This window comes from Pseudomonas aegrilactucae, from assembly GCF_019168305.1.
GTDB lineage: Bacteria > Pseudomonadota > Gammaproteobacteria > Pseudomonadales > Pseudomonadaceae > Aquipseudomonas > Aquipseudomonas aegrilactucae.
Genome location: NZ_JAHTBI010000085.1, coordinates 43,069 through 54,851, shown reverse-complemented (window position 1 = coordinate 54,851; position 11,783 = coordinate 43,069). Strand labels below are relative to the sequence as shown.

General features: G+C 61.8%; 7 protein-coding genes and 4 pseudogenes. 8 read left to right on the top strand and 3 right to left on the bottom strand.

Translation table 11 applies throughout. The annotated features are described in order from the left end of the window. Positions 1-47: 47 nt before the first annotated feature. From KUO17_RS21595 to KUO17_RS21585, 3 genes and pseudogenes are all read right to left on the bottom strand, one after another. The gene (locus KUO17_RS21595) at positions 48-452 is read right to left on the bottom strand and encodes a DUF2946 family protein (RefSeq protein ID WP_217977556.1); all 405 of its coding nucleotides are present in this window, start codon (positions 450-452) and stop codon (positions 48-50) included. A gap of 256 nt (positions 453-708) precedes the next feature. Next, positions 709-831 (bottom strand): annotated as a pseudogene (locus KUO17_RS21590) (LysR family transcriptional regulator); the annotation flags it as partial. Between the two features lie 61 nt (positions 832-892). Next, positions 893-1,783 (bottom strand): LysR family transcriptional regulator, encoded by an 891-nt coding sequence (locus tag KUO17_RS21585; protein WP_217977554.1) that lies wholly within the window; start codon positions 1,781-1,783, stop codon positions 893-895. Between the two features lie 169 nt (positions 1,784-1,952). On the opposite strand from KUO17_RS21585, the gene KUO17_RS21580 reads away from it, so the two are divergent. The 8 genes and pseudogenes from KUO17_RS21580 to KUO17_RS27315 all read left to right on the top strand — a co-directional run bounded on the left by KUO17_RS21580 (position 1,953) and on the right by KUO17_RS27315 (position 11,764). Continuing rightward, positions 1,953-3,035 (top strand): 4-oxalomesaconate tautomerase, encoded by a 1,083-nt coding sequence (locus KUO17_RS21580; protein WP_217977551.1) that lies wholly within the window; start codon positions 1,953-1,955, stop codon positions 3,033-3,035. 39 nt (positions 3,036-3,074) lie between these two features. Continuing rightward, a pseudogene (locus tag KUO17_RS21575) lies at positions 3,075-3,284 on the top strand (cation:dicarboxylate symporter family transporter); the annotation flags it as partial. A 167-nt stretch (positions 3,285-3,451) separates the two neighbouring features. Next, positions 3,452-4,755, top strand: a pseudogene (locus KUO17_RS21570) (CitMHS family transporter). A gap of 85 nt (positions 4,756-4,840) precedes the next feature. After that, a complete protein-coding gene (locus KUO17_RS21565) occupies positions 4,841-6,094 on the top strand; it encodes an OprD family porin (RefSeq protein WP_217977550.1) in 1,254 nt (417 codons plus the stop codon). 431 nt (positions 6,095-6,525) lie between these two features. Next, positions 6,526-8,199: a gamma-glutamyltransferase gene (gene ggt / locus KUO17_RS21560; protein ID WP_217977548.1), complete on the top strand. Its 1,674-nt coding sequence runs from the start codon at positions 6,526-6,528 to the stop codon at positions 8,197-8,199. A 155-nt stretch (positions 8,200-8,354) separates the two neighbouring features. Continuing rightward, complete coding sequence (locus tag KUO17_RS21555; RefSeq protein WP_217977546.1) at positions 8,355-9,353, top strand: LacI family DNA-binding transcriptional regulator; 999 nt, start codon at positions 8,355-8,357, stop codon at positions 9,351-9,353. 488 nt (positions 9,354-9,841) lie between these two features. Further along, positions 9,842-10,906, top strand: a pseudogene (locus KUO17_RS27320) (methyl-accepting chemotaxis protein); the annotation flags it as partial. Continuing rightward, entirely contained in the window at positions 10,901-11,764 is an 864-nt protein-coding gene (locus tag KUO17_RS27315) for a methyl-accepting chemotaxis protein (RefSeq protein ID WP_425274887.1), read from the top strand. The pseudogene KUO17_RS27320 and the gene KUO17_RS27315, both read left to right, overlap by 6 nt. Positions 11,765-11,783: the final 19 nt, after the last annotated feature.

Sequence of the window (11,783 nt, the reverse complement as noted above, 5' to 3'; positions counted from 1 at the left end):
AATAGGCTCGGGCCGCACAGCGGCCCACAAAGGTGTCAACGACAGCTTCAGCTCAGGGGCGGTGCGCGCGGGCTCAGGTCAGGCCATTGCTGGCGGGGCAGGGGCAGCACATGGGCATGGCCGAGCAGCAGAGCCTCGGACCAATAGCGGGGGAACAGTTGCTTGGCGTAGTGGCCGGGCACGAACGCCTGGCCGGCATGTCCGCAGCAACAATCACCGGAGGGCTGCTTGCTGTGCTGCGGTGCGCTGTCTTCTGGCAGGTCGAGGTCGGCGTACAGTTGCTTCACTACGGCCGCGGGGACAGTGTGCAGGCTGCAGAAACTGCCCAGCAGCAATGACTGGCTATCGAAGCTGGGCACACGCAAGGCACGGTCAAGCGGCATGGCGAGCAGGTTGAACAACACTGCAAAGCATGCCAGCCACCAGAGCTGTGTGCGGAAGGATGAAATCATGGCCGGGGCCCAGCGAACGAGGTGGGCATTAAGCCTTATCCAAAGTGGTCTGTAAAATGGTTGCCGTTGAAATGTTGGGCGTCCGTTCCCCCACCCCAAGGTGAGTCTTCTTAGCCGATGGTCATGCCGCGTTGCAAGGGGCTCCTCACGGGCAGAGGACGATAGGCTGTGCTCCAGGGGGGGCGACAGGGGCGTTGCGCGAGGGGGTGTTCAGTTTTGCTGAAGGCCTGCTGCCCTGTCACTGCTGCGTGCAGGGCTCATCGAGCAGCGGCGTTACCGTCCAGCGCTTGCTGGTGTCGCGCTGGAACAGGATCGCCAGGTCCAGCTGGCGAGCGCTCAACGGGCCTGCCAGGTGTCCGGACAGCATTTCAACCAGGTGCGCCGATGGTCACGACATAACGCAGTTGTCTGAGTTCCACTACGACCTCCGGTTGCTGACGTTACTGCGGCCACTGCTCAAGCAGGATCGAGACGAATTTTTCTGCTGCCGGCGACAGCGAAGCGCCGCGACGGTACACCAGGCCCAGCGTGCGGTTGACCACCGGATCACTCAGTGGAATGCTCACCAGCGTGGGGTGATCGGCCCCCGGCATGGCCAGGCTCGGCATTGCCGACACGCCAAGGCCAGCCTCGACCATCCCCAGTGAGGTCGACAGATGCTGCACCTCGTAGAACCACTGCGGGCGCCAGCTCAGCCCCGATAGCGCGTGGTCCAGCAGCATGCGGTTGCCGCTCAGGCGCCCCACGCCGATCAGCCGATAGTCACTGAGTTCGGACCAGGTGATCGCGGTGCGGCTGGCCAGTTCGTGGTCGCGACGGCAGGCCAGCACGAAGGGTTCGTTGACCAGCGGCACGAACTCGATGTCCGGGTGCTGGCCACTCATCATGTTGATGCCGAAATCCGCCTCACCGCGCAGTACGGCTTCCAGGCCTTCGTTGGCACTGAGGTCGAGCAGCCGGATGCGGATCTTGGGGTAGCGCTCGTTGTACAGGCGGATCACCGACGGCAGAAAGTAGAACGCCGCCGTGGGGATGCAGGCGAGGGTGACCTGGCCCACCTGACGCTCGGCAAGCTCGCGAATGTTCAGGATCGAGTCGTCAAAGTCATCCAGCAGCCGCCGCGCCTTGGGCAGGAAGTCGCGCCCCACGCTGGTCAGGCTGACCTTGCGCGTAGTGCGGTCAAGCAGGGCAGTGCCCAGGCCCTCCTCAAGCTTCTTGATGCGCCGGCTGAGGGCTGGCTGCGACAGGTGCAGGGCGTCTGCCGCTTCATGGAAACTGCCCAGTTCGGCGATTTTAACGAAAGATCGGATGTCCTGAAGCTCGTATTCCATGATTTCACCTTGGTCGCAACGTCATCTCGAGAGCACGCCGTACCTTAGTTTAATCATGCGCAAATCGCAATAATCGCTCCGATCTTTGCATTTTACTCGACCGAAGTTCCCTGACACTCTTGCTTCCAGAACATCAAACAACCCGATTGATTAGCAAGAGTTAGTAGTCATGCAACGAGTGCCTTGTGTGTTGATGCGTGGTGGTACCTCCAAGGGCCCGGTCTTCCTGGCCTGGGACCTGCCGGTGGGTATCGAGGAACGCGACGAACTGCTGCTCAACCTGATGGGCTCCGGCCATGAGCTGGAGATCGACGGTATCGGTGGCGGCAGCCCGCAGACCAGCAAGGTTGCGATCGTCAGCCCCTCGTTGCATGCCGAGGCCGATGTCGACTACCTGTTCGTTCAGGTGATGGTGGCCGAGCGGCGCGTCGATACTGCCCCCAACTGCGGCAACATGCTGTGTGCGGTTGGCCCCTTCGCCATCGAGCAAGGCCTGGTCAAGGCCAGGGGCAATGTCACCCAGGTACGCATTCGCAACCTCAATACCGGTACGTTCGTGAATTCGGATGTGCAAACGCCCGGCGGCGTAGTCAGCTACGAAGGCGATACGGCCATCGACGGCGTGCCTGGCACGGCTGCCCCGGTGCAACTGACCTTCCTTGACGCGGCGGGCAGCAAGACCGGCAAGCTTTTCCCCACCGGGCAGCCCCAGGATGTGATCGCTGGCATCCCGGTGACCTGCATCGACATGGCGATGCCGATGGTACTGATTGACGCCAGCCAGTTGGGCAAGCGCGGCGATGAGACGCCGGCAGAACTGGACAGCGACAGCGACTTTCTCGACCGTCTGGAAAGCCTGCGCCTGCAGGCGGGCCTGGCGATGGGCCTGGGTGATGTGAGCAACAAGGTGATTCCAAAACCGGTGCTGGTGTCCAGGCCGTTCGTCGGCGGTACCGTGTCGGTGCGCTATTTCATGCCGCACAACTGCCACCGGGCCTTGGCCATCACCGGCTCCATCGGGTTGGCCACCGCTTGTGTCTCGGCCGGCAGCATCGTGGCCCACTTGCTGGGTGACAGCGCCGCACCCCGTTTGAAAAACGTACGCATCGAACACCCCAGCGGCAGTATCGATGTGGTGCTGGCCTACACCGGGGCCAACGGCGAGACGATTCGCGCCTCTGTGGTGCGCACCGCTCGCCGGCTGTTTTCAGGCGTGGTCTATGCGCCTGATTCGCAACGTCTGGCCAGCTAGCCGAGGCCATGCGGTGGCTGCATCAGCACAATTCTAAAAATGGGTGATGCCATGAAAGTTGTTAAGTCGCTCTACTTCCAAATGGTCTGCGCGGTAGTGCCGGGTGTGCTGGTTGGGCACGCCTGGGCACAGCAGGCGGTTGCCTTGAAGCCGCTGGGTGATGCGTTCATCAAGCTGATCAAGATGATGATTGCACCGGTCGTGTTCTGCACCATCGTCACCGGCAACGCCTGGCGCTGCGAGTACCGCTGATGAGGCCTGGGGCGTGCCGCCTGCGCCCAGACACGTCTAGACCGCCTTACTTACCTGCTGCGTGAACGTCAGCGCCGGGCACCGTCAATCGGAACGCCCAGCGCTCAGGAGGTCGTGCGCCCGAGCGTCGACCAAGCTGCCAATAACAACAAGAGAATCAACCTATGCTCGCTCTACTCGGCCTCGCCATGGTGGTGGCCTTCACCTACCTGATCATGACCAAGCGTCTTTCACCGATTGTGGCCCTGACGCTGGTGCCGATCGTGTTCGCGATCATCGGCGGCTTCGGCGGCACCACCGGCAAGATGATGCTCGATGGCCTGAAAATGGTCGCTCCCTCGGCAGCGCTGCTGCTGTTCGCCATCCTGTTCTTCGGCCTGATGATCGACGCCGGGCTGTTCGACCCGCTGATCCGCAAGATCCTCAAGCGGGTCAACGGCGACCCGATCAAGATCGCCATCGGCACCGCGCTGCTGTCGCTGGTGGTGGCCCTGGACGGTGATGGCACCACCACCTACATGATCACCTGCGCGGCCATGCTGCCGCTGTACAAGCGCATCGGCATGAACCCGATGATTCTGGCCACCATCGCCATGCTGTCGCTCAGCATCATGAGCGGCATGACCCCCTGGGGCGGCCGGCCACACGTGCCATCGCAGCCCTGGGCCTGGACGCCGGCGAGTACTTCGTAGCGCTGCTGCCGACCATGATCGGCGGCGCACTGTGGGTAGTGTTCACCGCATTCCTGCTGGGCCGCGCCGAGCGCAAGCGCATTGGCAATATCCAGCTGAAAAGCGGCGGTGGCGACTGCTACATCAAGGCGATCCTGGAAGACACGCCGCACAAGCGTCCAAAGCTTGCCTACATCAACCTGCTGCTGGTGATCGCAGTGATGGTTGCACTGGTGATGGGCCTGATGCATTCGGCCATCCTGTTCCTGATCGGCTTCGTCATTGCACTGATGATCAACTACCCGCAACTGGACATTCAGAAAGAGCGCATCCTCGCCCACTCGGGCAATGCCATGACCGTGGTACTGCTGGTGTTCGCCGCGGGGATCTTCGCCGGTATCTTCTCCGGCACCAGGATGGTCGATGCCATGGCGCAGACCCTGGTGGAGTGGATTCCGCCGTCGTGGGGGCACCTGTTCCCGCTGGTGGTGGCGATCACCAGCATGCCGCTGACCTTCGTGCTGTCCAACGATGCCTACTACTTCGGTGTGGTGCCGATCCTGGCCAACGCCGCCGCAGCCTACGGCATCGACCCGCTGGAAATCGCACGGGCTTCGATTCTCGGCCAGCCCGTACACCTGATGAGCCCACTGGTGGCCTCCACGCTGTTGCTGGTGGGCATGGTCGACCGCGATATCGGTGACTTCCAGCGGGCCACGGTCAAGTGGGCGGTACTCACCTCGCTGGTGATAACCGCACTGGCCTTGCTCACCGGGGCGATCAGCCTGTTCGTTTGAACCCCTGCACCTGTTCCATGCTGGCCCCCCCTCAGCCCGAGGGGTGGGCAGTTGCGTCCCCAATAACAACAACGAGTTACCTGCCATGAACACTTTGCTGACCCGCGGGGCCGTGCTGCCCCTGTTCGTCTTGTTGCCCCTGGCCACTGCCAGCGCAGAAGGCTTTGTGGATGACAGCAAGCTCAAGCTGCAGCTGCGCAATGTCTACTTCAATGAAAACTTTCGTGACGAACACGGCATGAGCGCCCGTGCTGCGCGCAACGCCAAGAGCGAACGGAGCGAGTGGGCGCAGGGCTTTCTGCTCGACTACCAGTCCGGCTTCACCCCCGGTACTGTCGGTTTCGGTGTCGATGCCATGGGCTTGCTGGGCGTCAAGCTCGACTCCGGCCGTGGTCGCAGCGGCACCGGCCTGCTGCCGGTGCACGACGATGGGCGCGCCGCCGATGAGTTCGCCAGCGCCGGCGTGACGGCCAAGGCGCGGCTGGCCAAGACCACGCTCAAGTACGGCACCTTGCTGCCCAAGACCCCGGTGCTGATCTACAACGACGCGCGCCTGTTGCCGCAAACCTATCAGGGCGCGCAGGTCACCAGCGCCGACATCGACAACCTGACCTTCACCGGCGGCCACCTGGACCGCTTCAAGCTGCGTGACTCCAGCGACAGCGTGCCCCTGGTGCCCGATGGCTACGGCGGTGACAAGAGCGGCGACTTCAATTATGCCGGGGCCGATTACACGCTGGGCAAACGCGTGCGCCTGAGCTACTTCTACGGCGAGCTGGAGAACTTCTACCGTCAGCACTTCGCCGGTATCCAGCACGACCTGCCGTTGGGGGCAGGGGTACTGACCAGCGATCTTCGCTACTTCAACAGTGTCGACAGCGGCTCTGCCTACGGCGGCAAGGTCGACAACCACATGCTCAGCGGCCTGCTGTCGTATGCGCTGCCGGGGCACACCTTCAACGCGGGTTATCAGACCCTCAGCGGTGATGCAGGCCTGCCGTACATCAGCGGCGCGACGGTGTATTCCTTCAGTAACGTGGGCATTGGCAAGTTCATCGAAGAAGACGAAAAAACCTGGATGCTCGGGTATGGCTACGACTTTGCCAGGGTTGGCGTGCCGGGCCTGACGTTTTCCACCCGTTACCTGAGCGGCAGCGACGGCAAGTCCCAGAGCGCGGTCAATGAATGGGAGCGCGATGCGGAGCTTGCCTACGTGGTGCAATCGGGCACCTTCAAGGGGCTTGGGGTAAAACTGCGCAACTATGTGTACCGCTCCGACTTCTCCCGCGGCCGAGACAGCAACCGCCTGTACCTGACGTACGACATCGCCCTCTGGTAGGCCGCTGGAGGCGGCGTGCAGGTGTGCGCGTCGCCCGTGCGTCCACGCATTCATACGCTCGGGTACAGGACGTGGCCCAGACGCGCGAACGCCTGCTTGAGGAGAGCCGTGCCAGGCTCAAGGACTACGCCAACATTGCCCGTACGACGGTTGCCGTCGTCAGGTACCGCCTGCATCCTGTCTGCCAGCGCAATGTCGTGGGCGGCGAAAAGCGTGGATACTCGCCAGGGCTGCCAAACTGGCGAATCGCTAACGCAGGGATAGGGAGTTGGTCTTGAGCGATCTCACGGAAAAAAAAATACCTGGTGCAACGGGTTGGGCTTGCAGCGCTGTGCGCGCTTGTCGCCGGATGCGGTACTCAAACGCCATCGCAGCCTACGCGCGCAGCGTTGCCGCCAGCGCCGGAAATAGCCTCCGGATACCGCTCGGGCATGGTGCCGGTGCACGCCCAGCGGCACATGGCAGCCGCCGCCAATCCCCTCGCGACGGCGGCGGGTCAACAGATGCTGCGCAGGGGCGGCTCGGCAATCGACGCAGCGATCGCCATGCAAGCCGTGCTGACGCTGGTCGAACCTCAGGCCAGCGGTATCGGCGGTGGGGCATTCATCCTGTATTGGGATGGGAAGCGGGTTCAGGCCTTCGACGGGCGCGAGACGGCCCCGAGCGGTGCGCACAGCCGTACGTTCCTGAAACCCGATGGTACGCCCATGGCCTTCGCCCAGGCACAGATCGGCGGCCGTTCGGTGGGGGTGCCGGGTGTACTGCGGGCATTGGAGATGGCCCATGAACAGCACGGCAGATTGCCCTGGCGTGATCTGTTCCAGCCCGCGATCACGCTGGCCCAGGAGGGGTTTGCCGTGTCCAGGCGGCTTCACGCGCAAATCGCGGCGGATACATTCATCGCCCAGTCACCGGACCTGGCGAAGTACTTCCTGACAGCCGCCGGGCAGCCGCTACCCGTGGGCACTGTTCTGAAAAATCCCGCGCTGGCGCAGACACTGGCGTCGATCGCCACGCAAGGCGCGCACGCGTTCTATCACGGCGCGGTTGCCCGGTCGATGGTCGAGAAGGTCAATGCTCACCCCAACCCAGGCACGCTGTCGCTGAGCGATATCAGTGGGTACCAGGCCAAGGAGCGAGCCCCCGTCTGCGGCACCTACAAGCAATGGAACGTGTGCGGCATGCCGCCACCTTCATCAGGTGGTGTGGCCGTGCTGCAGACGTTGGGGATCCTTGAAGCCTTGCAGCGCAAGGCGCCGGCAAACGATCTGGCGCACATGCTGCCTGGCACACGTGACAGTGGCGCCGGCATCGAGCCGGCGGCTCAGGCGGTTCACCTGCTCGCCGAGGCCGAGCGCCTGGCGTATGCCGACCGTGCACTGTATCTGGCAGACAGTGACTATGTGCCCGTCAATGTCTGGGGGCTCACCCACAAACGCTACCTCGCTGAGCGCGCAGCATTGATCGGTGACAAGAGCATGGGCGTGGCTGCGGCGGGTGTGCCCCCTGGCATGAACACCGTGTTGGCACCTGATCGCTCTGCGCTGCGGATCTCCACCTCCCAGGTCGCCGCTGTGGACGACCTGGGCGGGGCGATATCCATGACGACCTCGGTGGAGGCCGCATTTGGCGCGCACATCATGGTCAACGGCTTCCTTCTGAACAACCAGTTGACCGATTTCTCATTCATCCCGAGCGAGGACGGCAAGCCGGTAGCCAACCGTATCGAGCCCGGCAAGCGACCTCGCTCCTCGATGGCGCCGACCCTGGTGTTCGACAAGGACAGTGGCCGGCTGGTCGCCACGCTAGGCTCGCCAGGCGGCTCGCAGATCATCACCTATGTGAACAAGGTATTGATCGGCATGCTGGATTGGGACCTCGATGCGCAAGAGGCCATCAACCTGCCCAACTTCGGCAGCCGTAACGTCGGCACCGAGGTCGAGGCCGGCCTGGTCAGTGCCGAGCTTGTTCGGCAGCTCGAGGACCGAGGCCATGAGGTGACCCCTGTTGAGATGACGAGCGGCACCCAGGTGATTGCCCGAGAGGGTGACGGATGGGTCGCCGGTGCTGACCCCCGCCGTGAAGGCACTGCGTTGGGCGACTGAGTGTGCTGACGCGGTCAGGCGCACGGGCGCCAGGTCTGGATCGATGCCGGCGGGCAGCCTGATGCATGTGCGCATGTCTGCTGCCGGGCGTCGTGTTGCGAGGTTTTTGACAAGCATGACATGATGCGCGGCCAGACAGGCAGAGGCTCCCGCGAATGGCTTCAGTGAAAGATGTTGCACGGCTGGCTGGCGTGTCCTGCATGACCGTGTCCAGGGCGCTCAATACCCCGGGCAAACTGAACCCTGAAACCTTGATTAAAGTTCGTCAGGCGGTCGAGGCCCTGGGTTATGTGCCCAGCCTGTCAGCCCGCAAGATCCGCGGTGGGCATTCCAGTGGCAAGACCATTGGCGTCTTCGCGTTCGATACGGCCACAACCCCGTTTGCCGTCGAAATGCTCCTTTCAGTGGAGCGTACGGCGCGAGAGCACGGCTGGAACGTTTTTATCCTCAACGTGTTCGAAACGCCGCCAAGTCAGCAATCCGTCGACTTGATGCTGTCGCATCAGCCCGACGGGATTATTTTCAGCGCCATGCAGTTGCGCACAGTCGAAATCCCCCCGTTACTGCGCAGCCTACCCCTGGTGCTCAGCAACTGCGTGAGTTCAGAGCCCGGTGTTGCCTGCTACATACCCGACGATGCGCAAGGTATGTATCACGCTGCCCGGCAGGCGCTGAAAAAAGGCTACCGGCGGCCGTTGTGTATCAACCTGCCCCGAAGCAGCCTGGCATGGGGGCCGCGACAGCGTGGGCTGGTTCGTGCACTGACAGACGTTGGGATAGGCGCAGACACTGTCCTGCAGTATGACCTTTCCACCCATGATGCGTACCAGGAGACACTGGTTGTGCTGGAACAGTATCTGCAGGGTTCGAGCGGCAAGCCGGCGTTCGATCTTCTTGTTTGCGGTAACGATCGTATTGCCTTGGTCGCCTATCAGTACCTGCTTAGTCGTGGCCTGTGCATACCAGATGACATCGCGGTACTTGGCTACGACAACATGATCGGCATTGCCGAGTTGTTCTATCCCCCGTTGAGCACCGTGCAACTGCCGCATTACGCGATGGGGCGTTGCGCGGCGCTACATGTCATCGAAGGCAGGGACGAGCCCACTGTTCACGCGCTTGCCTGTCCGCTGGTTGAGCGCAAGTCCTGTTGAATCGCGACTGAGCGTCGAGCAGGCTTACCCTGTCCCTGGAACAATGGGTGCCCATCAGCCGCTTTGATTCGAACCACGATGTCCCTGCTCAGAGCGTGTGGTGTGTCTTGATATCGTAATGTTAACGTTACCATTGTATGCCATAATTCGCTCTGGACGGGCTCGCGGGCATAGGCCGTTCCCCATGCACGCGTCGGGGGGGGGGCTGGCGGGCCAAGGTTTACCGATCACGGTTTAGCACATAGCGGCACTTATCGCCGCAAGCGGCGACAGGCTACGCGTGGGCCTTGCGTGCACTACAGAGGGGCGGGTGCGCTACGCGCGCGCCACCGCCCAGCGTCCAATTGCCATTCCACTGGCGGCCAATAACGGGCGCAGTAAACATTACGGATTCAAGACGCCATCACACGGGCGCTTTGTCGATAAAAGCTGAAACGTTTCATCTTGATCGGCACAGGGCGTGCGATTGCGCGTGAAGAGGAGCTTCAATGAGCAGGTGGTTCAGCAACATGGCGGTAACATGGAAGTTGGCGCTCGGGTTTGGCGTGGTATTGCTACTCACGTTGGTCATGGCATTCACGGGCTGGCAAAGTTTGAGCAGCGTGCTCTATCGCACCGACCGCATGGACGACATCCAGCAACTCGACAATGCGATGACCAATTTACGCATCACGCGCCTGAATTACATGGTGTCCAGAGGGGATGAGCGCCTCGCTGAACACATGCAAAAGGCCTATGAGCTCTATGAGCGCGAGTATGCAGAAGCGGCTGCCGTTTTTACACTGCCAGCCAATGCGGTCCTGCTGAGAAAACAGGGCGAGATGCTGCGCGTGTACGCTCAGATGCTGCACAAGGTTCGTGAGGCTTACACGGCAGCAACTGCGGATCGTGGTGACATGCGGGTGCAGGCGGAAAAAATCATGACCGCCGTGGCGAAATTGGAGGCAGAGACTCAGGGCCTGGATGCACATGATGAGCGCAAGTTCGAACGCTATCAGGCGATCGTGCGAGCCAAGCACGCAATACTGCTCGCGCGTTATGACGTGCGTGGTTACACAACCGACAGCACTGCAGAAAATGAACGCGCGATGGTGAGCCGAATCCAGCAGGCGGTGGTGAGCTTCAAGGCGTTGTCGGGGGTGTTGGACCCCCATCATGCGTCTGATATCAGGCAGATTCTGGACGCTGCTACAGCTTACCAGGCCGCAGTCGATGATTTCAGAGTAGCCAACGATGCCAATGCCCAGGCCCGGGAAGCGCTGGAGACCCTCGGCACCGAGATGATCAAGATCAATGATCAGTTACTGCAGAATCAGTTGGTGAGTCTGGATGAGGAGAGTGGTTCCGCCCGTGTCCTGCAGCTTGTCGCTGCACTGTTGGCATTACTTGTCGGGACGTTCGCCGCCTGGGTGATCACTCGGCAGATCACCGGCCCCTTGCGTGAAACACTGGGGGTGGTCGAGCGTATCGCTTCTGGTGACTTGAGCCATACCGCGCAGGTGACTCGCCGAGATGAAATGGGTGAGTTGCAACAAGGCATCCAGAATATGGGCAGCACGCTGCGTAACCTGATTGGTGGTATTCGCGACGGTGTCACCCAGATTGCCAGCGCTGCCGAGCAACTGTCGGCGGTGACCGAGCAGACGAGCGCAGGGGTCAACAGCCAGAAGGTGGAGACCGACCAGGTCGCCACTGCGATGCATGAGATGTCTGCCACTGTGCAGGAGGTCGCCCGCAACGCAGAAAGTGCCTCCCAGGCGGCTACGCTGGCTGATGCCGAAGCAAGAGAGGGGGACCGTGTGGTGGTGGAGGCGATCACGCAGATCTCACGATTGGCCGACGAGGTGAATCGCTCCACTGAATCGATGAGCCACTTGCAGCAGGAGAGTGACAAGATCGGCAGTGTGATGGATGTCATCAAGGCCGTGGCGGAGCAGACGAACCTGCTGGCCCTCAACGCGGCGATCGAAGCAGCCCGCGCAGGTGAAGCTGGGCGCGGATTTGCGGTAGTGGCTGACGAGGTTCGCGGGTTGGCCCAGCGAACACAGACATCCACGGAAGAGATCGAAGTCCTGATCGACAGCCTGCAGAAGGGTACGCAGGAGGTGGCTAGCATCCTGCAGCGGAGTCGCGACCTGACCGAAAGCAGCGTGGCGTCAACTCGCAAGGTCGAGACTTCGCTGGGAAGCATCACCAGTGCCGTATCTAACATCCAATCGATGAATCTGCAGATTGCGGCAGCCGCGGAGCAGCAGAGCGCAGTAGCGGAAGAAATCAGCCGCAGTATTCTCAACGTGCGTGACGTGTCTGAGCAGACGGCTGAGGCGAGTGACGAAACGGCGGCTTCCAGTGTGGAGTTGGCGCGCCTGGGTAACCAGTTGCAGACAATGGTCAGTCACTTTCGTATTTGAGTGCAGCACGGTCTTTGCC

Excerpts from the sequence above, each read along its gene's own strand:
- KUO17_RS21580 (WP_217977551.1), top strand. The coding sequence starts at position 1,953 with ATGCAACGAGTGCCTTGTGTGTTGATGCGTGGTGGTACCTCCAAGGGC.
- KUO17_RS21585 (WP_217977554.1), bottom strand. The coding sequence starts at position 1,783 with ATGGAATACGAGCTTCAGGACATCCGATCTTTCGTTAAAATCGCCGAA.
- KUO17_RS21595 (WP_217977556.1), bottom strand. The coding sequence starts at position 452 with ATGATTTCATCCTTCCGCACACAGCTCTGGTGGCTGGCATGCTTTGCA.
- KUO17_RS21565 (WP_217977550.1), top strand. The coding sequence starts at position 4,841 with ATGAACACTTTGCTGACCCGCGGGGCCGTGCTGCCCCTGTTCGTCTTG.
- KUO17_RS27315 (WP_425274887.1), top strand. The coding sequence starts at position 10,901 with ATGGGCAGCACGCTGCGTAACCTGATTGGTGGTATTCGCGACGGTGTC.
- KUO17_RS21555 (WP_217977546.1), top strand. The coding sequence starts at position 8,355 with ATGGCTTCAGTGAAAGATGTTGCACGGCTGGCTGGCGTGTCCTGCATG.
- ggt (WP_217977548.1), top strand. The coding sequence starts at position 6,526 with ATGGTGCCGGTGCACGCCCAGCGGCACATGGCAGCCGCCGCCAATCCC.